The organism is Nocardia sp. NPDC051321, assembly GCF_044455225.1.
Classification (GTDB): Bacteria; Actinomycetota; Actinomycetes; order Mycobacteriales; family Mycobacteriaceae; genus Nocardia.
In genome coordinates, this window is record NZ_JBITEM010000002.1 from 22,835 (window position 1) to 46,679 (window position 23,845).

Genomic DNA, 23,845 nt, shown 5'->3' on the forward strand with positions numbered 1-23,845 from the left:
CGCAGGTCGGTCGCGAAGTCAGTCCCGCGTCCTGCGCCGGAACAGCGCGCTCGCGGCGAGATACCCCGCCAGCGCGATGCCTGCGCACCAGAGCACCGCCAACAGCGCACTGTTGCCGATCGGGGTGCCCATCAACAGACCGCGCATGGTTTCGGTCACCGGCGTGACCGGCTGGTTCTCGGCGAACCAGTGCAGCGCGCTCGGCATCGACTCCGTCGGAACGAACGCGCTGCTCACATACGGCAGGAACATGAAGAAGAACAGGCAGGAATTCGCCGCTTCGGGATTCTTCACCAGCACTCCGAACGCGGCCGCGAGCCAAGACATCGCGAGCACGAACATCGTGATGATGCCGTAGGCGGCGAGCCAGCGCAGCGGGTCGCCGGTCGGCCGGAAGCCGATCGCGACGGCCACCAGGATCACCACGGTGGTGGTGATCAGATTGCGCAGCACGCTCTCCACCACATGTGCGGTCAGCACCGACGAGCGGGCGATCGCCATGCTGCGAAAACGATCGATGATGCCGTTGGTCAGATCGGTGGACAGGCTCACCGCCGTCGTCGCCGAACCGGATCCGGCGCACAGCAGGATGATGCCGGGCACCACATAGTCGATATACGCGCCGTTGACGTTCATCGCGCCGCCGAACACGTAGACGAACATCAACAGGATCATGACCGGCAACAGGATGGACATGAGCATGGTGTCCGGGCTGCGCACGGTGTGGCGCAGGTTGCGGCTCAACATGGTGGCCGAATCCTGCACGGCCAGGCGGGAGTTGGTGATGGTAGTGGTCACAGCGCCGCTGCCTTCTGGGTGGAGGGGTGCCCGGTGAGCGCGAAGAAAACGTCATCGAGGTCGGGAGTGTGGATGGCGAGCTGATCGATGGTGATCGCCTGATCGTCGAACTGATCGAGCAGCCGTTTGAGGGTGCCGACGCTGCCGTCCGAGGGAACGAGCAGCATCAGCTGCTCGGCATCGATCTCGGCGTCCGGTATGGCGAGCGCCGCGGCGGCCAGCCCCTGCGCATCGGCGAACCGCAGCTGAATGTGCCCGCCGGGGGCGAGTTGCTTCAAGTCACCGGGCGTACCCTCGGCGACGATCTTGCCGTGGTGCAGCACCGCGATCCGATCGGCGAGTTGATCGGCCTCCTCGAGGTATTGCGTGGTGAGGAAGATCGTCACGCCGTCGGCCACCAGGTCCCTGATCACTTGCCAGAGTTCGCGGCGGCTGCGTGGGTCGAGTCCGGTGGTCGGCTCGTCGAGGAAGATGATTCGAGGCGTACCCATCATGCTCATGGCGAGGTCGAGCCGACGTCGCATGCCGCCGGAGTAGGTCGCGACCCGGGCATCGCCTGCCGAGGTGAGTTCGAACTGGGCGAGCAGGCGAGTGGTTCGGCGGCTGATCTCGGGCTTGTCCAGATGTAGCAGCCTGCCCATCAGCCGCAGATTTTCCATACCGGTGAGTACGTCGTCGACCGCGGAGTACTGGCCGGTGACGCCGATCAGTCGGCGCACGGCGTCGGATTCGTGTGCGAGATCGTGGCCTGCCACCCGGATCTCGCCGCTGTCGGCGCCGGTCAGCGTGGCCAGGATGCGCACCATGGTCGTCTTGCCCGCGCCGTTCGGGCCGAGCAGCGAAAAGACCGTTCCCGCAGCGACTTCCAGGTCGATGCCGGCCAGCACGGTCTGGTCACCGAAAGCTTTGGTCAACCCGCTGATGCTGACGGCGGGGATGGATGGGACTGTCATGGGGTTCCTCGGATCGAAACTGTGTATGGGCTAAACTTTGTTTAAACGGTACACAGTTTTTGGCGTGGGGGAAGAGGCAGCGAGAAAGAAAGGGTCAAAAGTGGTGGACACGCCGGAGGCGGACAGCGGCACATCGGCGGTAGCCAAGTCGTTCGCATTGATGTGGGGTCTGGACGAGCCGGGAACTCGCGGACCGAAGCGCGGGCTGAGTCTGGATCAGGTCATCGACGCGGCGATCGAGGTGGCCGACGCCGAGGGCGCGGCCGCGCTGTCGATGAGCCGGGTCGCCAAGCAGCTCGGCTTCACCACGATGTCGCTCTACCGATACGTGGACAGCAAGGACACGCTGATCACTCTGGTGTCGGATCGAGCGATGGGGCTACCGCCGGAACTGCCGACCGGCGTCGGCTGGCGGGCTGGGATCGAAGCGTGGGCTCGGGGAGTGGCCGCGTCGATGCGACGGCATCCGTGGTATCTGGATCTGCCGTTGGCCGCGCCGCCGATGGGGCCGGGCAATATGGCCTGGCTGGACGCAGGCCTGGCCGTGTTCGCCGAGACCGCCGTGCCCGAATCGATCAAACTGCAACTCGTACTGAATGTTTCGTTGTACACGATCGGCCGGATGCGCGTCGCCAAGGAGATGGCGGCGGGCGGGGACACCGACGAGTACCCGGCCCTGTTGAGCCAGGTCCTCGATCCGCGGCGTTTCCCAGCGCTGACGCGCGCCTTCGCTGCCCAAGCCTTCGATGACGACGACGTGGACTGGGACGACGCCGACCTGCGCTTCGGCCTTGACCGGCTGCTCGACGGATACGAGCAGTTCATCCGGTCCTATGAGCCGACCTAGACCGACAGGCCGCGGCGCAGCTTGGCGACGTGGCCGGTGGCGCGCACGCTGTACTGGGCGACCTCGATCTTGCCCGCCTCGTCCACCAGGAAGGTGGAGCGGATGACGCCGGTGACCGTCTTGCCGTACATCATCTTCTCGCCGAAGGCGCCCCACGCGGTGAGCACGGCCCGGTCCGGATCCGACAGCAGCGGGAAGGTGAGCTGCTCGGCGTCGCGGAACTTGGCCAGCTTGGCGGGCTTGTCGGGCGAGATGCCGAGCACGTCGATGCCCGCGCCGTCGAGGTCGGCGAGGTTGTCGCGGAAGTCGCAGGCTTCTTTGGTGCAGCCGGGGGTGCTCGCGGCGGGGTAGAAGTACACGATCACCTTGCGGCCGCGGTAGTCGGCGAGCGACACGTCCTTGCCGTCGGCGTCGGGCAGCGTGAAATCGGGGGCGGCATCGCCGGGGGAGAGTCGTTGATTGTCGGTCACGCCCTGCACCGTAACCGAAGGCTCGGACATAGCGCCGATAGACCGAACGACACTGTACGGACCGACAAGATCGGTCCCGCGCACCAGCCCGGAGCACTGTGTGGAATGACAGAACACCGCGCGCCCCGGGTAACTTCGGGCGGACCGATAGACTCGTCCGGGAGCTGAGGGTGACCCGCGAAGGCCGAGCACGCACCGCGATTCGAGCCCTGGCGCGGCACATCAAACACAGGAGGCCTGAACGTGGCGAAGGATACCGAGCGGATCGAGCAGGAGATCGAGGCCGCGCGCACGCGGCTGGCGAGCACGCTCGACGAACTCGCGGTGCGCGCGGATCCGCAGCGGATCGCGAGCGACAGCAAGCAGATCGTGCTGCGGAAGCTGAACGAGCCGAAGGTGAAGTACAGCCTGATCGGCGCGGCCGCCCTGGTAGTCGGGCTGGTCTTGCTGAAGATCTTCCGCTAGATCGTCGCCGGACAGCAGAACACCCGGTGTGCCTGGCACACCGGGTGTTTCTGTTTCACGAATATCAGACCGTTGGGCAGGCGAACCCGTCACCATCCGGATCCAGGTGCGGACCGTAGCCCGGTTCTCCGCGAAAGAGCGGAGCCCGTCCGGCCGCGCGCGCGTCGTCGCAATTAGCGAAAGCACCGCCCGCCGAACCGGTCTGCGTCAGACCGGCCGAACCGGTTGCGGCGGAGCCGGTATCGACGGCGGACGAACCGGTCCCTGAGGAACCTGAGGGGGGCTGGGCCAGCGCGGTCGGCGCCGCAAGGAGGGTCAGTCCCGCGACGGCAGCGCTGAAGGTAAGCCGACGAACGTTCATGTATTCCTCTAGATAGTTGCTGCGGTGGATAGGGCGTCCGACCGGACGCCGCATCCACTGTCGTGACGCCTCGCCCGCTTGTCAACCGGATCGCCGGAGAACTAGGGCATTAGGGGATGTCCGCGCGGCCGGGTTCACTCGCCCAAACGATGGCCCGCCAGGTGCTCGGCGGGGATGTTTCCCATGCGTCCGGCCTGGTAGTCGTCCATTGCCTGGATGATTTCGGCGCGAGTGTTCATAACGAATGGCCCGTATTGGACAACGGGTTCCTGAATCGGTTGTCCGCCGAGCAACAACACCTCCAAGTCGCCGCTCCGATTGTCTTGGCGCACATCGGCACTCACCGTGATCGCAGCGCCGGGACCGAAAACCGCCAGCTGCCCCTCGCGCAGCGGCCTGCGCTCGGCGCCGGCCGTCCCGCTGCCGGACAACACGTACGCCATCGCCGTGAAGTGTTGCGGCCATGGCGTTTCCAGCTGGCCGCCGGGACTGATCGAGGCGTGCGCGTAGGCGATCGGCGTGTAGGTCGACCCTGGCCCCTCGAAGCCGCCGACCGCGCCCGCGATCAGCCGGACCAGTGCGCCGCCGTCGTGCGAGCTGACCAGGGTCAGTTCGCTGCTCCGCAGATCCTGGTAGCGCGGCGCGGCGAACTTGAGCGCGCGCGGCAGGTTCACCCACAGCTGGATGCCGTGGAACCAGCCACCCGTCATGACCAATTGCTCGGTCGGCAGCTCGTCGTGCAGGATGCCGGAGCCCGCGGTCATCCACTGGGTGTCGCCCTCGCCGATCACGCCACCGCCGCCATTGGAGTCGTGGTGCACCATGGCACCGTCCATCACATAGGTGACGGTCTCGAATCCGCGGTGCGGATGCCACGGCGCGCCCTTCGCCTCGTGCGGCTCGTAGGCGACCGGGCCCATCTGGTCGAGCAGGATGAACGGGTCGGCGGTGCGCAGGTCCACGCTCGGGAACGGCCTGCGCACTTCGAAGCCAGCGCCCTCGCGCTGTTTCGGCGCGCTGACCACGCTGCGCACCGGGCGGTCGCGCATGGTCTCGGTGGGCTTGGGCAGGCGTGGCAGCACCATGAGGTCGGGGACGGTGATGGCTGGCATCGAAACCTCCTGGAAGGGGAGTTGGTGTCCATGTCAACCAAACGCGGGTAGACTTCATTCCCATGGAGTGGCTCAGTGACGACGAACAGGCGACCTGGTCGGCCTACATCCGCCTGCGCCAGCGATTGGACGCGGCGATCGCCGCGGGATTGACCAAAGACGGCCTGTCCGCCGCGGATTACGAACTGATGGTCGCCTTATCCGCCGCACCGGGTGACTGCCTGCGAGCAAAGGATCTGGCCGCCGAGGTCTGCTGGGAGAAGAGCCGATTGTCCAAGCATCTCGCCCGGATGGACGCGCGCGGACTCGTCGACCGGCAACCGGTGGCGGAGGACGCCCGCGGCGTACTGGTCCAGCTGACCACGGCAGGCCGTCGTCTACTCGAACGCGCCGCCCCGAATCATGTCCGGCTGGTGCGCGAGGTATTCATCGATTGCATCACCCCCGCGGAAGCCCGCGCGATGCAAGCACTGTCCGACAAAGTCGTTGTCGCAGTAGAGGAATCAACCCAGCCCGCAATCGGCGCCTGACCCCACAGCTGCGCAGGCACAGGTGCGGGTTAGTCGATCGACGTGAGTCAAAAGGCTGCTGTTGGAGATCAACTAACGACCATTCGACTCACCTCGATGCGGGTGTCAGGTGACGCGGCGCCTGCGGAAGAAAGTGCGCCAGCGGTTGGCGGGCCGCGACGGGGTGGTTGCATGTGTCGGCGCGGGCGAGGGCTTCGGCTGCCGCTCGGCACGCCACTGGGCGACGACTTCCTCGGTATCGACCGGCGCGATCCGGACGTACGGGCCGTGCGGCAGGCGCAGCCACTCGACCACCCGCTTGTTGAGTTCGCGTACCGTCTCGCGGACCGCACGCTCGGAGCTGAGCTTGCGCACGGTCTGCGGAAGGCGCTCGATATCCCGGCGCAGCAGCAGTGACGGCGGCAGCAGTGCGTCGCCGCTCACGCCTTCTCTCCGGAGGTAGCCGTTGAGCCACCAGTTCTCGTCGTCGCGGCCGCGCGGAATGGGTTTGCCCGCGCCGGGCAGATTCTCGAATTCACCACGATCGGTTGCCTCGCGGATCTGCTTGTCGATCCACGATTCGAAGTCCAGGTTCGCTGGTTTGCGCTCGGTCATCTCGTCACCTTTGACGGGCGGGTGCAGTACCACCATGCTACCGAAAGCGCCGAACCCGCTGTCCGGCAACAGGTCACGACCAAGGCGTGATCGGCGGCTTCACCCACATCAGTTTTTCGTCGGTGTGGGCGCGTCGCGCCGCGGGATGATCAGGGTGCTTGGCGGCCCAGTCGGTCTTCTCAGTGAGCAGGTCCGCCACCGTCACCCAGGTCTCCTCGGTGCTCGGTGGGTTCGTGTCGGCCGCCCTGGCGAGCTTGCGCCGCGTCGCCGCGGGCATCGCCAGCAGCTCGGGCCCGGAGATGCCGAGGTGCCAGACGTAGCTCGCAAGGCGCCGGGCCTTCTCGGCGCGGCTCTTGGCCGCCGTATCGCTGTGCGCGTAATCGGTCATCGCGGAAAGTCCAAAGGTCGGTGGTGCACGACCCTAGCCGGAGGGCGGGCCGGATGCGACGACGCCTCCCCGCGGGCAGGCGAGGAGGCGTCGTGGCAGGGGTGGCTCAGTACGCGCTGTTGACGTTGTCCATCGAACCGTAGGTCCGCGCGGCGTAGTTGCAGGCGGCGGCGATGTTGGCGACCGGGTCGTAGATGTCCCAGGAGGTGCCCTCGACGTGGTACGCGCGGAAGGTCGGGTCGATCACCTGCAGCAGGCCCTTGGACGGGATGCCCGCGGCGGCGTTGGAGTCCCACAGATTGATCGCGTGCGGGTTACCGGTCGACTCGCGCATGACATTGCGGTGGATGCCGTCGTAGCTGCCGGGGATGTTGTTGGACTGCAAGATGTCGAGGGCCTGGCGGATCCAGCCGTCGAGGTTGTCCGGGTAGGCAGGGGCCGGGGCAGGTGTCGGCTCCGGGAGCGGCACGGGGATCGGCAGCGGCAGCGGCGCGGGCATGGGTGCCGGGGCGGCCACCTCGACGGCGGGCGCTGCGGCCTTGTGCACCTCGGCCACCATCGCGATGCGAGACGGAACGCTGTCGTCGGCCACCGATACCGCCGAGGAAGCGGCAACGGCCACGACGCCCGCGGCGGCGATGGCGAAAGTTACGCCCTCGCGAAGCGTCGAGCGGCGGAGAGAAGAAAAGCGTCTGTCAGGCATGACGAAATCGGTTCCTTTGTCGGGGACTGGTTTCGATCCGGGCGCGCGCAGGCAGCACGGATCCAGGGCGGGCGCGTGGTTGGCGCTCGCCGGTGCGGGCTGATGTGCTGTTGTGGGGTTTTGTTGTGGGGGACGCTCTGGGTCCCCGGAACGCGACGGTTCAGTGCCGGGGCGCTCTACTGCGAGCCCGGCCGCGATGTCGCGCGGGACTCCGCATCTCGATGCGGAGATAAACGGCCTCTCGGCGCGTCCATTCGGCGGAGGTTAGGGTTAGCGGGTCCTTTGCCGGATCCCGATCCGCCGACCGCGGCGGACGTAGAGCCTGCCATTGCGGTCGTTTTCCGAATGTGGGTAGAAATCTCCTCGGTGTAACCAAACTCCAGGTCGCTTTATGACCTGATCGCAGAATGGTCACACTAGGTGAACGGACGGTAAACGAATCGTGAATGAACAGTGCCAGCGATCTTGGAACGCCACCCTCGCCGTTGCCGAACCGTTACCTACGCAGGGAGTTTGCTCCTAAACCGAATGTGCGTCACGTCACAGAAGTTTTCGGGTAACCCACCGCACTTCCGTTGGCGGACTGCGGTGTTGGTCCGGATTGGGATTCGTGAGACCGCCTCGAGCAGGCGGTTTTCGCCTGGAAACGATCCGACCGGTCCGCAGGACCGAATACAGGGAGCAGCCAGCCGCCGACGCCCCGCATCGGGGAGACAGGGAACTCCCGTCCATGAACTCGAACAGCCTGGTGCGTCGTTCCGGCGCCCTCGCCGCCGGAACCGTGATCGCGGTCCTGCCGTCCCTGGGCGTGGCGGCCTTCACGCTCGGCACCCTGGCCGCCGTTGACCTACCCGACGGGACCGGACGCGACATCGCCGCCCGCCAATACGCCGTCATCCCGATCGCAGCCCCCGCCGATTTCTGCCAGACCAAGGACGAGGGCTACTACGCCGACCCGCACGACCGAGCCGTCTTCTACCGCTGCCTGACGTCCCGAACCCGCCAGATGACCACCTATCAATTCCGCTGCACCGACAATGCGTGGTACGACCGCGAACACTTAGTGTGCGTCGCGCGAGATTCCCACTGACGGGAACTGGCCGATTCCGGGGCAATCCAACCGGCGACGCGGTATCGATGTGAATGGTGTTCCGGCACTGGCCTATTGAGCTAAGGCGTACCGCACGCTTCAGCCTGGACTTCAGGTTCGACAGGCGTGATCCTCGACGCCGGCGGAACCGGTGGATCGCACGGCTGAGCTCGTCGGTCGAACAGTGGATACCGGGTCAGGCCTGGGCGTGGCAATAATGTTCGCAAGAATCATCACCACCGGCTGGAGTCGGAAATGGTATCGCCGCCCGATCTGATCGGTTTGAAAGACTGGATTTATCGTGCGTCCAGCGATTTCGAGGAACGCGTCGCGCAGCATTCCGGCTTGACGTGGCGCGAGCGACGCCGGTTCCGTAATGAGGTCGAGTCGCTACGGCGGACGTGTGATGGATCGTCACACGGGCGGGCCGAGAATGCCGTGCGGCAACTGCTCGCGGCCGGCGCGGCACGGTATCGTGCCGTGTCGTCGTCGAACCAGTCGGGTGGCACACCGGAACATGCTGTCCTCGATTTTGCGGTATTTGCGATATGGCCGGTGGTGATCGCTCCCGATCTGCACGAAGACTGGTTCGAAGCGATCGCCAAACTTACTTCTCCGGACATAGCAAAACTCGTTGTCCATTGCCGTCTTTATCGGATTTCGGGAAATCCGATGAGTCCGAGCGAGCTATTGGCGGCACTGAGTAAGATCAGGTTCTCGTCTGGGATCGTCAATCTTATGGATGATCTCTCGAACCCGAATCGTGGGGGCGGGGCGCTCACCGCACTTGCTATTGCCACGGAGGTCGAACTGCCTCCGGCCGATCGGTCAGGCAAGAAGCTGGCCGCCTGGGTCTTCGGTGGAGTGAGCGCTGTCGTGGGTGCCGCCGGTGCCGGGGTGATCGGAAACCGGGCTGATGCGGCCGCGCTCGATCTATGGGATTGGTTGATACACGACAGCGCCAACGATGGGTCGAGTGGTTCGGGAAGCTCTGACTTCGACCCGTTCGGTTCCGACGTTCATGGAGCGTCGTCGAACGCAGCGGGAAACCACGGTGGGAGTCTGGTGGCGATGATAGAGAGCATATTCAACTAGTTTCAAGTGGAGTTGTCCGATGATACAGACCGCCTGGCAGCATATTTTGCATTACGGCACAGCAGCGTTAGTGCTCGGCGTCGCCGCTGCGGTTATCAACTTGATTCTTTTGCTGCTATGGTTCGGGAATATCAAGCGCGTATATTTTTTGCGTCGACTGCGCGCAGCATTACATGGCATACCCGACCAGATGCTACTCTCCTGCGAGTCCGGCACGGTATCGATTCTTACCTTCGATCGGGCAGCAGGCCGAGAAGTATCTCGGCGGGTGTATACCGGGATTCTGACGTGGCGAGGTAACCCGCGGCCGGCCAAGCGGGTGAAGTCACGCGCGGACCGGCAATATCGCTTCGGCGTCAGCATGATCGTGTTGGTATTGATTCCACTGGTGATCATTTCGATCTGGATGGCGCTGTTCGATGATTGGCGGCTGATCGGTGTCACCGCCATCCTGGCCATACATCAGTTCGTGCCTTTCTACATCTGGGAGTATCCAGGATTCAGCGAGCTGTTCGATAGAGATTGAGAGCGGATTCAGGCCGGGTCTTCGTCCCCGCGAGTGGCGTCGAGGCGTAGGCGCAATGAGGTCGCAAGTTCGACGTGACCAACGAGCGGGACCATCGATCTGAGTGGCGGCATCGCCAGCGGCGAGGACGGGGGTGAACACGAAGAGCGCGGGAGAAGGCCACAAGGCTTGACTGCTCGACGCCGGCGTCAGATTCGTTTGATCGTCGGCTGTTGGACCTCGGCGGGCAGCATCGTCCAAGCGACGGCCAGGAGCATGGCGGCGCCGAGGGCAGCGACGACCAATGACGGGTAGGTGAGGCGGATGAAAAGGAAGGCTTCGTCGACCATCGCGTGGTCGGGATCGTCGGGGTCGTAGCGGACCGAAACCTGTTCGCCCAGAGAGGTATATCGTGACGCGGAGCCGCCGTCGAACCGGACTGTCCGCCCGGCCGCTGTAGTGAACTCGATTATCGCGGAGGTGCCGTCCGGGCGGCTACCTCTGGTGTTGTCGTTGAGTTCCTGTCCGTGCTCGACCGCGGTGCCGCTCGCGAGTCGCGAGTTCGCCAGAAACAGCGCGTTGTATCCGATCGGCGCTGCGGCGAACAGGATTACGATCACTGCCATCAACGAGATCGCGAGCCTGTTGGAGTTCACCTGAGCGGTGAGCGAACGTTGCACGATGGTCCTTCCTGGAGCCCGCATCAGCAATCCTAGTGGGCGCCCGGACGAGATCGGCAGGTCCTGATCGTCACCGCTGTCCGTCGCGACAACACACCCGCCTGTCGCGTGACGCGCGTTGTCCGGCCGACCAGATCGGTCTCAGGCAGTTTGGGCGGGGTGCCGCGCGGGGCATCGACGGTGGTCGTTGCCGATCTCGGCAAGCACGCGGGCTCCGGCCGGTCGGCCGACCCGGGATCAACGCGTAATCGGGATGTTCGCGGAATTCGCGGCGGCCGAGGCTGTTTCGGCGCAAAACGGTCGGCTGGACAGAACCAGCCCACGAATCTTCGTAGGAGTGTTTGTCTGTCCAGACGCCCGTTCGATGTCGTTACATGGGCATGTAGGGGAACATCATGTTCCACATGCCTCGCATCATATCCATCATCTGCGCACACATCGGCGACATCACGATCATCACCTCCTGACTACTCCGTGCTAGCCAGTTGTTGCTTACCCCACGATGTCGTGGATATGCTCTGCGCCACAATTGAAATCGACGTATCCACGAGCATGTTGCACGGCACCGGAGGGCAACACGACGCGCTCCGATGACTTTTCGACTGGCTGAATATCGCGCGCCCTGTAGCGCGTTTTCCGATACGGGGATGTGCTGCGGTTCAGTTCCCGCCGACGCCGAGCGCGGTCAGCAGCACCAGAACGACGGTGGCGACGGCCAGCACGCCGTGTCCTGCGACGATCGCGACCGGGAAGTGGCGCTCGGCGGGCTCGGCCGACTCGGTGGCGGTGCGTGCCCGGTAGACCGGCAGCCACCGCAGCAGCATCGCGAGCCCGAGCAGTGCTACCGGGAGCAGAACCACGAAGGCGACCCAGGCCAGGGTGTCGTTGTCGAGCACGAGGTAGACGATCCACACGACCAGTCCGGCGGCAGCGAGGAGGAAGTGCCCGAAGATCACGGGTGCGGGCAGGTGGCTGGAACTGGGTTGGCGCGCACCGCCTTTGGCGATCCAGGTACCGAGCATAACGAAACCGCCCGCTGCGGTGAGCAGCCAGAGAATCAACGCTGCGATGGCCATGATCAGTCTCCCGAAGGGTGAGTAGGGATGAGTATCAGCGGCGAAAACCGCTGAGCTGGGTTGATTCGTCGGCAACCCGAACGCCGTAGTGATAGGCGAGTTTGCCGCCGAGATAACCGGATCCGCCCAGTACGGCCACGCTGAGGATCGACAGCACCAGCGGACCGACGGGCACCGCGCCGTGCGCGCCGGTGCCAGAATTGCGCCACCAGAAGTTGATCGCGTAGGCGATGGTGACGGCCAGATTCAAGCTCATGTGGATCAGGCCGGTGCGGAACGCGCGTGTACCGGTGGGGATCGCGAGGAAGTCCAGGAAGCCGATCGCGGCGGCGGCGAGAGCGCCGAGGACACCGATCGCGAGCAGCCACACCGCACCGCGCGCGAGAAAGTCTGGGTCGCCAACGATGTGCGATCCGATATCGAACACCAGGCTCGCAACCCACGCACCGATCGGCACCGTCACCAGGATCGGATGGAACGGATGCCCGTACGGTCCGGCCAGTGCGGCACTGACGGGTTGTTTCGCCTGCTGCATGTCCCCGGCCACGACAACCTCCCTGCCGTTGGAATTATGCCAATGATTATTGGCGCAATTAAGAACGCAGTCAACGCTGCCACGCCAGCGGTATCGCGTGAGATCTCGGCCAACAATGTTAGGCGTTATGGTGGTCGGGTGACCAGTGAATCCGCGATCGGTGCCGTGGCGGCCCTCGACGACGAGCTACGTCGTGGGATGTATCGGTTCATCCGAGCCGTCGGCCGTCCGGTCACCCGCGATGAGGCCGCCGAGCATGTCGGCATCTCCCGCAAGCTGGCCGCGTTCCATCTCGACAAGCTGGTAGACACCGGCCTGCTGCAGGCCCGCTATGAACAGGTCGACGGGCTTCGGCGGGTGGGGCGGGCACCGAAGGTGTACGAGCCGACCGAAATCGAAGTCAACGTCAGCATCCCCGAACGTCGCCACGAGGTCTTGGCCGAGATTCTGATGGGCGCGGTCCTCGGCCAAACCAACGGCGAGTCCGCCCACGAGATCGCCACCCGGGTGGCCGCCGATCGCGGTACGGCGCTGGGGCGGGCGACGCGCGAGCAACTACGGCCGGGCAGGCTCGGCACCGAACGGGCGCTCACACTACTGTGCTCAGTGCTCGGCGAGCAGGGATTCGAACCAGCCCGCGTCGCCCCGGACCATGTCCGGTTGCGCAACTGCCCATTCCACCCCTTGGCCGCGCAAGCCCCGGAACTGGTCTGCGGCCTCAACCACGCCTACCTATCCGGGATCCTCACCGGACTCCGAGCCGACACGGTGTCGGCCGTGCTCGCTCCCCAGACCGGCCAATGCTGCGTGGAACTACGTTCCGCCACCTGATCGCTAGGCAAACGAGCTTCGCGTTTTCGCCTCGGCGGGGGAGGCGAACCCGCTGATCGTGTTTGCCGGCTACGGCGTTCTCCGTGCATCAAACTCGGCAGGGTTCAGTTCCGGGCCGCTTTCCGTGACCTTGCCGGCGCGGTTCAGTCGGGAATGCCTTAGGCCGTAGGCGAAGTACCACAGCAGCGCGACGGCGACCCAAAGGAGGAAGACGTATATGGTCGCCCGGCGCAGGTCTTTGATGATCCATATGCAGCCGATCACTGACAGCACCGGAGTTATGGGATAGCCGGGAAGCTTGAAGGTGCGAGGCAGATCCGGCGCTGTTCGCCGCAGCACGATCACCCCGATCGATACGACGAGGAAGGCCACCAATGTTCCGATGCTGGTCATCTCGGCGAGGAAGTTGATCGGGATGAGGCCGGCGAGCATAGCGATGACCACACAGGCGATGACGGTGTTGCGCGCTGGGGACAGCGTGCCCGAGTTCACCTTGTGGAACACCGCGGGGAGCATCCCGTCCCGCGACATGGCGAACAAAATCCTGGTCTGGCCGTAGATGACGACCAGCGTGACACTGAAGATCGACGCCACCGCCCCCGCCGCCAGCAGCGTGCCCGGCCATGCCGCCCCGGTAACGCGTTCCAGGATTGCCGTCAATCCGGCCTTCTGATCGCGGAAGTCCGATGGCGGCTGTGCGCCGATGGCGACCACGACAACTATGAGGTAGATGCCGGTGACAGAGCATAGGGCGATAAAGATCGCCAACGGCATGTTCCGGTGGGGGGTCTTCACCTCTTCACCGGCAGTCGATATGGCGTCGAGGCCGATGTACGAGAAGAAGACGATCCCTGCGGCGGACATGATGCCGCCGACGCCGAACGGGGCGAAATCAGCGAAATGATCGCTGTGCCAACCCGTCATACCTACGACGCCGAACACCACCAGGATCGCCAGCTTGATGGCGACCATGGTGGCGTTGACCCTCGCGGATTCGCTGACGCCACGGATGAGAAGAAGGGCGCACAGCGCGACGAGCGCAACTGCTGGAAGATTGACGACTCCGCCTTGTTCGGGGGACTGCGACACCGCATCGGGCAACTGGAAGCCGAACACGTTGTGTAGCAGTGCGTTTAGATACTCCGACCAACCGACCGCGACGGCCGCCGCCGAGACTCCGTATTCGAGCAAGAGGCATGCGCCGACGGCCACCGCAGGGAGCTCGCCTAACGTGGCGTACGCGTAAGAATACGACGATCCGGAAACCGGAATAGCTCCGGCCAGTTCGGCATAGCACATCGCAGTGAGTCCAGCGACAACACCGGCCACGACGAACGAAATAATTGCCGCCGGACCGGCGACCGGAACAGCCTGCGAGAGAACGAAAAAGATGCCGGTGCCGACCGTCGCGCCGATGCCGAGCATCGACAGCTGGACCAATCCGATGGAGCGCGACAGGTCGCCGACATCGGCGCCGGTCTCGTCCGCCAGTTGCCATACAGGCTTGCGCCGCAACAGCTGCTGAATCAACGTCACTCCGCGCTCCCCGATGGGCCGCCACGCATTGTCCGGCTGTCCGTCATCCACCGACGTTACGGGTCGAAGTGTCGGCTTCCTTGCTCGGTACACTCAGCTCGTTCTTCGTATGACGCTGAGACTTCGCATGTTGCAGTCCCTGCCATATAAGTATGGAGACGAAAACTGCACCAGCTAATATCAGGTCGCGCCACGAGGCGACAAGCGTTACGAGTCCACCGCCAAGGGCGACTACAGAAATCGTCCGCTCACGCACCGATCGACTGAGGCGCAATAATGAACCACACGCCAGTAGATAGATCAGAAGGAAATTTACTCCGGCTATCGAAAACAGAACTGAGGCCGCATCTTTTCGGAACACGCCGAGTAGGCTGACGGTCGATATTATTCCGATACCCAAGGGCAGTGCGGCAATGGCGCTGCCACAGAATATGGGTCTAGAGAGTACGTGCGGCAGCGTTCTTTCGGTCGAGAACGTTGAGATAAGTGAAATGTATCCATACAGGTTCGCAAAAAGGCTGGCCAGCATGATCAGCGAGGCAAGAGCGTAGATGGCGGTCGTGTCGATTCCCAGTACCGATGCCGGAGCCGCGAGCGACAACGTATCATCGGTGCCCGATGATGGACCATCGCTCACTACCAGCAGCAGGTATAGACCGACGACAATTAACCAGCTGGCCGCGAGGACAGCGCGATAGGCACCACGGCCTCCCCGCATGTCCCGGCTGAGGAAAGTAACTAATTCCCAACCGGCAAAAGCAAAGAAGGCAATGCCGACCGCGCTGACCGACGCGGCGGATGGAGCTCCCACGTTGGTCAGATTGTCGCCGCTACCGTTCTTCCACAACGCGCCAGCCACGATACAAACGACAATAAGTAACGAAAACAAGCTCGTGACTGTCTGAAATCGGGATGACGATTTCGTGCCCAGCCACATCACCATGCCGGAACCGACGACAGCAGCGATCGTGACCAACGGGATCGGACTCGTCCAGTTGAATGTCGTCCTGATGTATCCGCCAGTGACCAGGGCTATACCAGGGATGCCGACGCTGAAGGTCGAGATCAGCAGGACTTTTACATAGCCGGACAGGCGTCTACCGAGACCGGCTTGTACCAGCTCGTGTATTCCGGAACTTCCATCGACATAAGTTTCCAGACGGTACAAGCACCACAGAATGGCGGCCATGAGGGCAGATCCTATAATCCAGGTCCACAGCGCGCCGTGCCCGGCGACGAGCCTTACTTGTCCTGGCAAGGCGAGCAGGCCACTGCCGGTAACAATCGATACCGCGAAGGCAAGTGTCGCCGGGGTGCCCAGTTTCTTGCTTCCCGCATCACCCATGTGCCGGGCATCCCTGCGATGCGACCTGTGCTTCTCGCGTCAGAAAGTTCGGGCGCAGAGTGAAATTAGGATTATCATACGACCGGTGAAACGTGGGGGTAGTGGACGCGGAGATCGGCGGGTTTATCCAGGACCAATCCGTGGGCACTTTCCGCTTACTCTGCGATTCGCGTTCCACATGCTTGATGAACTGTTTCGCGGCGGTATGGTGGTCGACGATGTGAACTCCGGCCTCGCTGTAGCTCCATTGCACAGCGTAGGTAAGCTCTACTGCCGCACGATCTTTCCATAATGTCGCGTCCCGCCGCGTATCCAGACCCATAGCGCGGGCAACAGAGGGCAGCATGTTGTACCGGCTCTCATCCGAGAGGTTCCGAGCGCCGATCTCGGATGAGACATACCATCCACTGAACGGCGCGGCGCGGAAATCTAGACCACCGATCGACAGTATCTTGTCGCTGATAGCTGGATTGACGTGCCATCTCAAACCCAACGCCCCGATATCCGGATAGTCCGGATGTTCGATCTGCACTTCCATGATGTATTGCGGCGGAATCTCGCACATCGTCACCCGACCGGATGGAGATTTGATCAACAGCGGCAGCACATCGAACGCTGTTCGAGCAGGGGCCCAACCCAACCGAAGAGCTGAATCGGTCAGCTCGACGTGCAGCGGATCGCCGAGGATCGAGCCGTCCGCTTGCCGATACCCCGCATACCTGATCAGTTGAGGATTCAGGATCTCGAACCCCGCACCGTTGCTCGACTGCGGAAACACGGAGACCACGGCCCGAAGGGCGCCGTTGTTGGTCGAGTAATCCAGGTGCTCCAAGCATCCGTCGAAGACGTCATGAACAGTATCGGCGCGCCGGAAATCGAGAACCTTAAGTGTGCGCCAATGCATTCTTCCATTGCACCGAGCATGGTTGCGCCAAGCGAGCATCGCGCCGAACCTGAGCTCGTCTCCGGTAAGCTCGTACGAACCGCCTTCTGCTATCTCCCGATCGACACTACATATCCTGGAATCAGGCACCGTGACGAACTCTCTCAGCGCCGTACAGAACCGCTGATATTCGTCGAAAAGTGAGGTTTCTGCGGTAATGCGCGGTGCGCTAGGAGACGCAATATGAGCGTCCTGGTGATCCAAATAATTCATGCAAGAGTTGTCGCCGTTTGATAAATGGCTACTCACTGGTGCATCCCCCGATCATATTAATGGTGTCGATAATAAAGCGCAATTCAGTACTTGCCCTGCATCATCCGGAAGTGGTCTTCGATGTGACAAGAATTCCCCTGCCTGCGGGCATCGAAGTGCTGAGGAGACGAGGGCGAATCAGCTTGCCGCGTCAGGCACTGCAATTCCGGAAGGCGATATCGGTTGTCATCAAGGCGCTGGCTCCGCGTCGATGTCATGGCAAACGTTAAGAGGGATTGCCGCATCGCGCAACCTTTTGATTTTCGATTGAGCAGAATGCGCAAGTTCGGGCCGGACTGCGTGTGCGTTCTGCGCACTGTGACAGATTTACGAAGTAAAAGCTGCTCCGCACGCCTGCCGCAGGGCTATCCGGACACGGACCGCTCGGTCAATCTTGCTCGCCTTTAAAGTCGCTCATTTGTTCCATGCTGTTATGGCACTGTTAATCTGCAACGGCTCCACATGCACGCGCTCAGGCTAGACGCGGTGTCCGTCAACCGCACACCGGCGTGAGAGCCGATGTTCCCGCGCGTGGAGTCGTTGGCGCGCTTACTATTTCGGCCAGCGGACGAACGGTGCGCCGGGCATGATCGACGAACGCGTCGATCTCGGGGCGACGGCTCGCACTCCAGATCAGGGACGAGATCACCGCCGGAGCCTGCTGCAGCGGTATGTAGGCGACGGCGGGGTGCTGGTAGAAGTCGGCAGTGGAGACAGGGGTGACCCCGAAGACCGACTGCGTCGTGGCGATCGTGGTTACCCAATCTTCGACATCGCTGGTAATTCTGTCGCGCACGCTGTTATGCGGGTGACCCCAAAGATGGTGCGGCGTAGTCCCGCCCTGGCTGTTGCGAACCAGGCCGTAGGCGGCGAGGTCGGCGAAGGAGACCGTCGCCCGAGTGGCGAGCGGATCGACGGCACTGACCGCGACGACGCGGGGTTCGCGATCGATAGGGAGGTATTCGTAGCGCGGGTTCGCGGTCCATTCGCGCACGAGCGCCAGATCGGCGGTGGCCGTATCAAGTGCCACGAACGGAGACGGCATGCGGGCGAGTTCGACGTCCTGGTGCGGGTTCTGCGCACGCCAGGTGCGAAAGAGCGTTTCCATCGCCGGGATCAATCCGGACCAGGCGTATGCGATGAGCAGGGGTGGAGTCTGCGCTGGCGCGTCCAGCGCACTGTCGAACGTCTTCAGGAGCCGGCGGGCGGTACCGGCGAATTCACGGCCGACGGTGGTCGGAGTTGCACCACGCCCTGCGCGGGTGAGCAGGGTCGTGGACAGTCGTTGCTCGAGTTCCTGCATAGCGCGGGTAACCGAAGGTTGGGTGAGGCCGAGCCGTTGTGCGGCCCGGACCATGCTGCCTTCGTCGACGATGGTCACGAAGATCCGTAGATGGCGCATCTCTACCTGCATACCTGAAGTTATACATCCTACGTATTCGGCATTCGTAGATCGCTGTATCGCCGGAAGTGCCCAGGCGGCAGCCTGATTGCGGAATCACACCTGGGACACGGAGGGGAAGTCTCATGCGTTCTCATGTCATCGCGCGCATCGATCTCGACAACGACCGGCTCGAGCCCGATCTCGAGTACTTGGCCATGGTGCCCCGGCTCGAAGAGGAGTACGACGAGTTCGCCTCGGGGTACTGGAAGAATCTGTCGCTGGCGAACTCCAGTGGCAACGCCGACGACAGTGCCTACCGCGACATCGTGGGTAGCGCGATCACGACCGACCACGGCCGCAACACTCCGTATCTGACGAATCTGGTGGAAACCGTGTTCGATCGGGATCGAGTGAAGATGGTGCGCGCTCGCAACCTGATCGACGCGATCGTTGTCCCACACCGTGACTTCGTGGATCTCGAGCAGGACAACGACACAAGCATCTTTGCCGACCGGTCCACCTATCGGACCGATGTCGAACCCGACATCCGGGCGCGGCGACCCTTCACCGACGATCACAAAGAACGCCTGCTGTCGCTGTCATCGGTCATCGACCGCCGCAACTTCAAGGACATCCTGTTCCTGCTGTCGAAGGTGCACTACGACTACGAGGTGTCTGCCGAGCACGTATACCCGTGGCTGTCGCAGATCTGCCGTTCCTCCGGTGATGAACTGCTCGCGGCTAAATCCGACATGCTCGCTGGCTATATGATCGACGCCCGCGCGCTGACCGAGCGATTCTCCATCAACGGCTGGGCGTCCTAGTCTCCGTGCCTACCGACTCCCGCGCGCTCGCGACACCGGACGCGGACAGCGAGAAACGGACAGCGTGGAATGTCTTGGCGCCCGCGCTGTTCGTTGTGATGTGGTCGTCCGGGGCGATCGCCACACCTTTCGGCCTGTCGCAGGTCTCCCCGCAGGCCTTCCTTGCCGTGCGGGCTGTCGGTTCCGCTGCGGCCGGCTGGGTGATCTGGACACTGATACGCGATCAGCTGCCGACCACTCGACGGCAGTGGGTGCGCACCGTCCTCGTCGCGGTGCTCACGCAATTCGCCTACCAGGGATGCTTCTTCGTCGCCTTGGACCGCGGCATCACCCCTGGTCTGCTTGCCCTCATCGTGTCCGCGCAACCATTGCTCACCGCGGTGCTCATGCAGACGCGGAGCCCGTGGGTATGGACAGCGCTCGTATTCGGCCTCGGGGGCGTAACGATTGCCGCGTCTTCCGAGTTGAGTACAGGGTCTAACACCGTCGCTGGGATCGGCCTCGCAGCAGGAGCGCTGGCCGCCATCACCGTCGGCGTCGTCGTCCAATCCCGCGCCGGCACGGAAGTGGGGCTCTGGGCCGCACTTGCCGTGCAATCCACCTTCAGCGCGGTAATGTTCACGGCGGCAACGGCGCTACTGGGCGTCGGTCGATGGCAACCGGGACTTGCATTCGTCGAATCGGCCGCCTGGATGGTCTTGGTGGTCAGCATCGGCGCCACTGCATTGCTGTACGCCATGGTGCGCAGCCGCGACAATATCTCGGTAACGGGGCTGTTCTTCACTGTGCCTGCGGTCACCGCAATCCTCGACCTCCTTGTCAACGGCACGAAGCTGGCGTTTCCAGTTCTACTCGGAATGCTGCTCACCATCGGCGCATTGTGGATCATTCAGCGCCGAACACGAGGCACGTAGTCGGGCACGTCCTCCGCTACTCGTCACCTGTACGGCAGTTGTCCATACCTTAGTGGGAAGTGGCCTCGTAAATACGCGATGATGTGTTACCGAGAATTCACGCAGGGTTATCAATACCAAGCCGATTGTTTGAACTTACCCGTCCGGATGTAATCGTGTGTGACGATCAACGTGCGGTCCACCTGAGGTATACGTCCTACGTATCCGCCATTCGTGAATCGTCGTATCGGAGGAACCATGCAGGCGGCAACCTGATTGAAGTTCGTTGCGAGGGAAAACGCGCTGGCCACAGCAACGTCGTTCGCTGAGGTCACGATAAAAATAGTAAGCCAGGGGGAGCTGTGCCTTGTTGATTGATAAAACTGAGCCGGGGACCCGATTTACTCATCGCCAAACCCTGGGCCTGATCGTCTTGTCCGCCGCGTTGTTCATGGGCGGGATGGACAGTACCCTGCTCAATGTTGCCTTGCCGGAGCTGTCTCGGGTATTGTCTGCGAATCCAGCCGAGACGGTATGGATCGTGAATAGCTATACCTTGACGGTAGCGGCGACAATAGTAACCTTGACCGATGTCGGATCCCGCTTCGGTCAGAAGCGCACTTTCTTGGTGGGCCTTGCCGGGTTCGCCGTAGCGTCGCTCGCTGCCGCATTCGGCAGATCACCCGTAGAAATTATTATATTACGCTGCGTTCAAGGAGTCTTTGCTGCAGCGCTCATGGCAACTGCTGTTCCGTTATTAAGCGCGATTTTCGCCGGCAGCGCACGACGGCGGCTGGCCATATCTATCTGGACCGCGAGTGCGAGCCTCGGTGCCGCACTGGGCCCGGTCATCGGCGGCATTCTATTGGAGCAATTCTGGTGGGGAGCGAATTTTCTGGTGAATGTTCCGATCGCCGTTGCCGCTGCAGTGGTCGGCTGGATCTATCTCGCGGACACACCGCGTGTCGCACGGCAGGTCGATCTACCCAGCCTGACGTGCAGCATCCTCGGCATCGGCGGGATCGCCTACGCGCTGCAGTCGTTGACCGAACCGGATCTTCGCAATGCCTTCGGGATCGCGGCGATCCCGGTGAGCGTGCTGGCCGTCGTGATCTTTATCAGGCGCCAATTAACGTCGCGCATGCCGATCCTGCAATTGCGGCTATTTCGTAACTCTATATTCACGACCGCGACGGTGGCGATCATGCTGTCCTGGGGCCTGTACGCGGCAGCGATATTCTCGATCACGCAGTATCAGCAGTTGGGGCTGGAGAGAACTCCGCTCATCGCCGGACTATTGATCGTACCGTTAGCCATCGCCAATACGCTCGGTGCGGTGACCACGTCTCGATTGCTGGCCAAATTCCGGCCGACGACCGCGCTGGCGACATCTTTGGTCATCGGCGCCATCGGGTTCCTGCTCCTGGCTGGCCTGGGCCTGAATACCGGATTATGGGCCATTGCCGTCGTCGGGATTTCGACAGGTATCGCCACGGCATCGGGCACCACACTGATGGTGGAAAGCGTCGGCGTCACTGCGCAGTCGGATGCAGGCGCGATACAGGAGACCGCTTTTTCGCTCGGCTCCGGCTTCGGTGTCGCCACCATCGGTATGAGTATCAGCCTCATCTCGAACCAGATCAGCAATCGATACGAAACGACCGTTGTTAGAGAGCTGGCGACGCGGTACTCGTACCTACTTCCCGCGATCGCACTACTTGCCATCTCGTTCGCGGTCCAGATGTCTGCACGCGGGCACCAGCCCGTGGTAGACGCACATAAGCAAGACGAGGAGATCGAAATATGACAATCAGCACCTACGAGGGTGGGACTCTAGAAACTAAAGAGTCGGGTCGCGTCGTTGTCTTCAGTCCCTCTATTTGGGAGCCTCAGATGGGGTATTCACGTGGAGTGCGGCAGGGTAATCACGTCTATGTCGCCGGGACGGTAGCAACCGATGGCGACGGCGCCGTCCAGGGCGAGGGCGCCTATGAACAGACGCAATTCATCCTCTCTAAAATCGAGGCGACTCTTCTGCAACTCGGCAGTTGTCTGGAGGACGTCGTCAGCACGACCACCCATCTTCGGGATTTCCTGCATTTCGATGCGTATTCCGAAGCGTTCAAATCCAGGTTCGCCGAAATCACGCCGGTCAATACCACCATTCGCGCGGAGCTCGTGAAACGTGAGCTATTGGTCGAGATCAGCGCTATAGCCATCGTTGGCGGGTAACAATGATATCGATACACAATGGCCGGAGAGATCTCTGTGGCATCGTCACCGCGCCAGCTTCCAAGCCGCACACCCAGCGCGCGCTCGTCACCAGCGCCTTGGCGCGCTCCGGCACTTCGATCGTCACCAACGCCGCCTGGTCGCGAGAGACCACGCTGCTGCTCGCGGGTTTGCACCAATTCGGTGCGACAACAACCATCGACGGCGAACGGACGTCGATAACGGTGCACCCGCATGCCGCATCGGTCTGCCACGTTCGTGAAGTCGATGTCGCGGGATCGGCGTTCAATCTCCGTACCCTCGGCGTGCTGGCCGCGGTCAGCGGCGGAACAACGCATTTCCAGGCGACCAGGGGAATGATGAATCGCCCGGTCGCGAAACACCTCGGTGTACTCGCGCATCAGCTCGGCTCCGTCTTGAGCAGTTACGGCACCGACTCGGATTATGTTGTCACGATCAAGGGCCGGGGAAGGCGGCGCGATCAGCGGGCGACGCATGTCGTCGATACGACTGATAGCTCGCAGCTCGTGACGGCATTGATGCTGTCTGCGCCGCTGATCAGCGAGGAACTGCGGGTGCGGGCCGCGAGTCGCCGAGTCGTCGGACACCCTTACATCGCGCTGACCCGCGAGATGTTGGGCGCGCTCGGCGTCGACACAGGATTGCGGCACAGCGCACAAGACGGCTGGGAGTGGTCGGCTGCTACCGAGCAAGGCGGGTATCCCGCGAGCACGTATCGGATCGCGACCGATTTCACGTCGATCACCTATTTCGCTGTGGTGGTCGCGGCAGGCGATGCGCTGCAGCACGAGGTCGCGGTCAAAAATTTCACGCCGTCCGGGCTCGAATCGGAGAACCTGTTTTTCCGCGCTATCGCCGCACTCGGCATCGAGGCAGTGCACGATCCGGACGAATCCACGCTCCGGATTCGACGGATCGGCTATCCCTCGGCGCCGGTGGTGATCGACGGAAGCGACGTGCCGACGGCGGTAACCAGCCTCGCTGCCATTGCCGCCTACTCGCGCGGTGCGGTAACGGTCGTCAACTGCGAACACGTGAACAACCACAAGACCCGCAGGGTGGAGTTGATCGTACAGACGCTGGCACGCATGGGATTCGATATCCGCGAGGTGCGCGACCACCGCAATATCGTGACCGGATTTCACACTGAGCCCATTGACGGCACACCGCGGGGCGGGATCGCCATCGATGACGGCGGTGACCATCGCATCCTGCTTCCGGCCATGGCCGCGGCCGTCGGCGCGAGCAACCCGGTCGGGTTCTCGAATCTGCACAGCCTGGTCGATAGCTTTCCAGAGTTCATCGAACAGCTGGAAGCACTCGGCGCCGAGGTAGACCGCACCGGCACTCAGTCCTGAACAGCAGAGATAGCACCATAGGAG

27 protein-coding genes are annotated in these 23,845 nt (G+C 62.8%); 12 read left to right on the forward strand and 15 right to left on the reverse strand.

The window, feature by feature from the left end:
• Positions 1-18: 18 nt before the first annotated feature.
• Together ACIA8C_RS04130 and ACIA8C_RS04135 are read right to left on the reverse strand one after the other, a co-directional pair.
• Positions 19-747, reverse strand: coding sequence for an ABC transporter permease (locus ACIA8C_RS04130; protein WP_397131803.1), 729 nt, complete (start codon positions 745-747; stop codon positions 19-21).
• A 47-nt stretch (positions 748-794) separates the two neighbouring features.
• Entirely contained in the window at positions 795-1,751 is a 957-nt protein-coding gene (locus ACIA8C_RS04135) for an ATP-binding cassette domain-containing protein (protein WP_397130773.1), read from the reverse strand.
• A gap of 100 nt (positions 1,752-1,851) precedes the next feature.
• Here ACIA8C_RS04135 and ACIA8C_RS04140 point away from each other — a divergent pair, with 100 nt between their 5' ends.
• Complete coding sequence (locus tag ACIA8C_RS04140) at positions 1,852-2,598, forward strand: TetR/AcrR family transcriptional regulator (protein ID WP_397130774.1); 747 nt, start codon at positions 1,852-1,854, stop codon at positions 2,596-2,598.
• Here ACIA8C_RS04140 and bcp read toward each other — a convergent pair.
• Positions 2,595-3,068, reverse strand: coding sequence for a thioredoxin-dependent thiol peroxidase (bcp, locus tag ACIA8C_RS04145; RefSeq protein ID WP_397130775.1), 474 nt, complete (start codon positions 3,066-3,068; stop codon positions 2,595-2,597). The genes ACIA8C_RS04140 and bcp overlap by 4 nt on opposite strands.
• A 243-nt stretch (positions 3,069-3,311) precedes the next feature.
• Here bcp and ACIA8C_RS04150 point away from each other — a divergent pair, with 243 nt between their 5' ends.
• Positions 3,312-3,533 carry a DUF3618 domain-containing protein gene (locus tag ACIA8C_RS04150; protein WP_218474887.1) on the forward strand — a complete coding sequence of 74 codons (222 nt, stop codon included), beginning with the start codon at positions 3,312-3,314 and terminating at the stop codon, positions 3,531-3,533.
• A gap of 64 nt (positions 3,534-3,597) precedes the next feature.
• Here the strand turns inward: ACIA8C_RS04150 and ACIA8C_RS04155 are convergent, their stop codons facing one another.
• Positions 3,598-3,948 carry an excalibur calcium-binding domain-containing protein gene (locus ACIA8C_RS04155; RefSeq protein WP_396997870.1) on the reverse strand — a complete coding sequence of 117 codons (351 nt, stop codon included), beginning with the start codon at positions 3,946-3,948 and terminating at the stop codon, positions 3,598-3,600.
• A gap of 80 nt (positions 3,949-4,028) precedes the next feature.
• A complete protein-coding gene (locus tag ACIA8C_RS04160) occupies positions 4,029-5,006 on the reverse strand; it encodes a pirin family protein (RefSeq protein WP_397130776.1) in 978 nt (325 codons plus the stop codon).
• A 62-nt stretch (positions 5,007-5,068) separates the two neighbouring features.
• Between ACIA8C_RS04160 and ACIA8C_RS04165 the strand changes: the two genes are divergently transcribed.
• The gene (locus ACIA8C_RS04165) at positions 5,069-5,536 is read left to right on the forward strand and encodes a MarR family winged helix-turn-helix transcriptional regulator (protein ID WP_397130777.1); all 468 of its coding nucleotides are present in this window, start codon (positions 5,069-5,071) and stop codon (positions 5,534-5,536) included.
• A 105-nt stretch (positions 5,537-5,641) separates the two neighbouring features.
• Here the strand turns inward: ACIA8C_RS04165 and ACIA8C_RS04170 are convergent, their stop codons facing one another.
• The 3 genes from ACIA8C_RS04170 to ACIA8C_RS04180 all read right to left on the reverse strand — a co-directional run bounded on the left by ACIA8C_RS04170 (position 5,642) and on the right by ACIA8C_RS04180 (position 7,221).
• The gene (locus tag ACIA8C_RS04170) at positions 5,642-6,130 is read right to left on the reverse strand and encodes a DUF1992 domain-containing protein (protein WP_397130778.1); all 489 of its coding nucleotides are present in this window, start codon (positions 6,128-6,130) and stop codon (positions 5,642-5,644) included.
• A gap of 73 nt (positions 6,131-6,203) precedes the next feature.
• A complete protein-coding gene (locus ACIA8C_RS04175; RefSeq protein ID WP_397130779.1) occupies positions 6,204-6,518 on the reverse strand; it encodes a hypothetical protein in 315 nt (104 codons plus the stop codon).
• 106 nt (positions 6,519-6,624) lie between these two features.
• Positions 6,625-7,221 carry a transglycosylase SLT domain-containing protein gene (locus ACIA8C_RS04180; protein WP_397130780.1) on the reverse strand — a complete coding sequence of 199 codons (597 nt, stop codon included), beginning with the start codon at positions 7,219-7,221 and terminating at the stop codon, positions 6,625-6,627.
• Between the two features lie 730 nt (positions 7,222-7,951).
• On the opposite strand from ACIA8C_RS04180, the gene ACIA8C_RS04185 reads away from it, so the two are divergent.
• From ACIA8C_RS04185 to ACIA8C_RS04195, 3 genes are all read left to right on the forward strand, one after another.
• A complete protein-coding gene (locus ACIA8C_RS04185; RefSeq protein ID WP_397130781.1) occupies positions 7,952-8,311 on the forward strand; it encodes a chitin binding peritrophin-A domain-containing protein in 360 nt (119 codons plus the stop codon).
• A gap of 255 nt (positions 8,312-8,566) precedes the next feature.
• Positions 8,567-9,406 (forward strand): hypothetical protein, encoded by an 840-nt coding sequence (locus tag ACIA8C_RS04190; protein WP_397130782.1) that lies wholly within the window; start codon positions 8,567-8,569, stop codon positions 9,404-9,406.
• A gap of 19 nt (positions 9,407-9,425) precedes the next feature.
• Positions 9,426-9,932 carry a hypothetical protein gene (locus ACIA8C_RS04195; RefSeq protein ID WP_397130783.1) on the forward strand — a complete coding sequence of 169 codons (507 nt, stop codon included), beginning with the start codon at positions 9,426-9,428 and terminating at the stop codon, positions 9,930-9,932.
• A 188-nt stretch (positions 9,933-10,120) separates the two neighbouring features.
• Here the strand turns inward: ACIA8C_RS04195 and ACIA8C_RS04200 are convergent, their stop codons facing one another.
• From ACIA8C_RS04200 to ACIA8C_RS04210, 3 genes are all read right to left on the reverse strand, one after another.
• A complete protein-coding gene (locus ACIA8C_RS04200; RefSeq protein WP_397130784.1) occupies positions 10,121-10,615 on the reverse strand; it encodes a DUF3592 domain-containing protein in 495 nt (164 codons plus the stop codon).
• A gap of 635 nt (positions 10,616-11,250) precedes the next feature.
• Positions 11,251-11,667 (reverse strand): hypothetical protein, encoded by a 417-nt coding sequence (locus ACIA8C_RS04205; protein ID WP_397130785.1) that lies wholly within the window; start codon positions 11,665-11,667, stop codon positions 11,251-11,253.
• Positions 11,668-11,701: 34 nt separating this feature from the next.
• Positions 11,702-12,214 carry a DUF2231 domain-containing protein gene (locus tag ACIA8C_RS04210; RefSeq protein WP_397130786.1) on the reverse strand — a complete coding sequence of 171 codons (513 nt, stop codon included), beginning with the start codon at positions 12,212-12,214 and terminating at the stop codon, positions 11,702-11,704.
• A 126-nt stretch (positions 12,215-12,340) separates the two neighbouring features.
• Here ACIA8C_RS04210 and ACIA8C_RS04215 point away from each other — a divergent pair, with 126 nt between their 5' ends.
• Positions 12,341-13,033, forward strand: a complete 693-nt coding sequence (locus ACIA8C_RS04215; RefSeq protein ID WP_397130787.1) for a helix-turn-helix transcriptional regulator — start codon at positions 12,341-12,343, stop codon at positions 13,031-13,033.
• A 69-nt stretch (positions 13,034-13,102) separates the two neighbouring features.
• On the opposite strand, the gene ACIA8C_RS04220 is transcribed toward ACIA8C_RS04215, so the two are convergent.
• From ACIA8C_RS04220 to ACIA8C_RS04235, 4 genes are all read right to left on the reverse strand, one after another.
• Positions 13,103-14,569 (reverse strand): amino acid permease, encoded by a 1,467-nt coding sequence (locus ACIA8C_RS04220; protein WP_397130788.1) that lies wholly within the window; start codon positions 14,567-14,569, stop codon positions 13,103-13,105.
• 43 nt (positions 14,570-14,612) lie between these two features.
• Positions 14,613-15,914 (reverse strand): APC family permease, encoded by a 1,302-nt coding sequence (locus tag ACIA8C_RS04225; RefSeq protein ID WP_397130789.1) that lies wholly within the window; start codon positions 15,912-15,914, stop codon positions 14,613-14,615.
• The gene (locus tag ACIA8C_RS04230; RefSeq protein ID WP_397130790.1) at positions 15,907-17,070 is read right to left on the reverse strand and encodes a nitric oxide synthase oxygenase; all 1,164 of its coding nucleotides are present in this window, start codon (positions 17,068-17,070) and stop codon (positions 15,907-15,909) included. Before ACIA8C_RS04230 ends, ACIA8C_RS04225 begins: the two co-directional genes overlap by 8 nt.
• Positions 17,071-17,602: 532 nt before the next feature.
• Positions 17,603-18,523 (reverse strand): LysR family transcriptional regulator, encoded by a 921-nt coding sequence (locus ACIA8C_RS04235; protein ID WP_397130791.1) that lies wholly within the window; start codon positions 18,521-18,523, stop codon positions 17,603-17,605.
• Positions 18,524-18,636: 113 nt separating this feature from the next.
• Between ACIA8C_RS04235 and ACIA8C_RS04240 the strand changes: the two genes are divergently transcribed.
• The 5 genes from ACIA8C_RS04240 (at position 18,637) to ACIA8C_RS04260 (ending at position 23,821) form a co-directional block, all read left to right on the forward strand.
• The gene (locus ACIA8C_RS04240) at positions 18,637-19,317 is read left to right on the forward strand and encodes an L-proline cis-3-hydroxylase (RefSeq protein WP_397130792.1); all 681 of its coding nucleotides are present in this window, start codon (positions 18,637-18,639) and stop codon (positions 19,315-19,317) included.
• Between the two features lie 5 nt (positions 19,318-19,322).
• Entirely contained in the window at positions 19,323-20,231 is a 909-nt protein-coding gene (locus ACIA8C_RS04245; RefSeq protein WP_397130793.1) for a DMT family transporter, read from the forward strand.
• A gap of 346 nt (positions 20,232-20,577) precedes the next feature.
• Positions 20,578-22,017, forward strand: coding sequence for an MFS transporter (locus ACIA8C_RS04250; protein ID WP_397130794.1), 1,440 nt, complete (start codon positions 20,578-20,580; stop codon positions 22,015-22,017).
• Positions 22,014-22,442 (forward strand): RidA family protein, encoded by a 429-nt coding sequence (locus ACIA8C_RS04255; protein ID WP_397130795.1) that lies wholly within the window; start codon positions 22,014-22,016, stop codon positions 22,440-22,442. Before ACIA8C_RS04250 ends, ACIA8C_RS04255 begins: the two co-directional genes overlap by 4 nt.
• Before the next feature lie 2 nt (positions 22,443-22,444).
• A complete protein-coding gene (locus ACIA8C_RS04260; RefSeq protein ID WP_397130796.1) occupies positions 22,445-23,821 on the forward strand; it encodes a hypothetical protein in 1,377 nt (458 codons plus the stop codon).
• The last annotated feature ends 24 nt before the right edge of the window (positions 23,822-23,845 follow it).

Bases quoted from the DNA above. Each gene is read 5' to 3' on its own strand.
- ACIA8C_RS04130 (WP_397131803.1), bottom strand. From the start codon at position 747: ATGTTGAGCCGCAACCTGCGCCACACCGTGCGCAGCCCGGACACCATG.
- ACIA8C_RS04135 (WP_397130773.1), bottom strand. From the start codon at position 1,751: ATGACAGTCCCATCCATCCCCGCCGTCAGCATCAGCGGGTTGACCAAA.
- ACIA8C_RS04155 (WP_396997870.1), bottom strand. From the start codon at position 3,948: ATGCGGCGTCCGGTCGGACGCCCTATCCACCGCAGCAACTATCTAGAG.
- ACIA8C_RS04160 (WP_397130776.1), bottom strand. From the start codon at position 5,006: ATGCCAGCCATCACCGTCCCCGACCTCATGGTGCTGCCACGCCTGCCC.
- ACIA8C_RS04165 (WP_397130777.1), top strand. From the start codon at position 5,069: ATGGAGTGGCTCAGTGACGACGAACAGGCGACCTGGTCGGCCTACATC.
- ACIA8C_RS04170 (WP_397130778.1), bottom strand. From the start codon at position 6,130: ATGACCGAGCGCAAACCAGCGAACCTGGACTTCGAATCGTGGATCGAC.
- ACIA8C_RS04175 (WP_397130779.1), bottom strand. From the start codon at position 6,518: ATGACCGATTACGCGCACAGCGATACGGCGGCCAAGAGCCGCGCCGAG.
- ACIA8C_RS04180 (WP_397130780.1), bottom strand. From the start codon at position 7,221: ATGCCTGACAGACGCTTTTCTTCTCTCCGCCGCTCGACGCTTCGCGAG.
- ACIA8C_RS04185 (WP_397130781.1), top strand. From the start codon at position 7,952: ATGAACTCGAACAGCCTGGTGCGTCGTTCCGGCGCCCTCGCCGCCGGA.
- ACIA8C_RS04190 (WP_397130782.1), top strand. From the start codon at position 8,567: ATGGTATCGCCGCCCGATCTGATCGGTTTGAAAGACTGGATTTATCGT.
- ACIA8C_RS04195 (WP_397130783.1), top strand. From the start codon at position 9,426: ATGATACAGACCGCCTGGCAGCATATTTTGCATTACGGCACAGCAGCG.
- ACIA8C_RS04200 (WP_397130784.1), bottom strand. From the start codon at position 10,615: ATGCGGGCTCCAGGAAGGACCATCGTGCAACGTTCGCTCACCGCTCAG.
- ACIA8C_RS04205 (WP_397130785.1), bottom strand. From the start codon at position 11,667: ATGGCCATCGCAGCGTTGATTCTCTGGCTGCTCACCGCAGCGGGCGGT.
- ACIA8C_RS04225 (WP_397130789.1), bottom strand. From the start codon at position 15,914: ATGGGTGATGCGGGAAGCAAGAAACTGGGCACCCCGGCGACACTTGCC.
- ACIA8C_RS04230 (WP_397130790.1), bottom strand. From the start codon at position 17,070: ATGAATTATTTGGATCACCAGGACGCTCATATTGCGTCTCCTAGCGCA.
- ACIA8C_RS04235 (WP_397130791.1), bottom strand. From the start codon at position 18,523: ATGCAGGTAGAGATGCGCCATCTACGGATCTTCGTGACCATCGTCGAC.
- ACIA8C_RS04240 (WP_397130792.1), top strand. From the start codon at position 18,637: ATGCGTTCTCATGTCATCGCGCGCATCGATCTCGACAACGACCGGCTC.
- ACIA8C_RS04255 (WP_397130795.1), top strand. From the start codon at position 22,014: ATGACAATCAGCACCTACGAGGGTGGGACTCTAGAAACTAAAGAGTCG.
- ACIA8C_RS04260 (WP_397130796.1), top strand. From the start codon at position 22,445: ATGATATCGATACACAATGGCCGGAGAGATCTCTGTGGCATCGTCACC.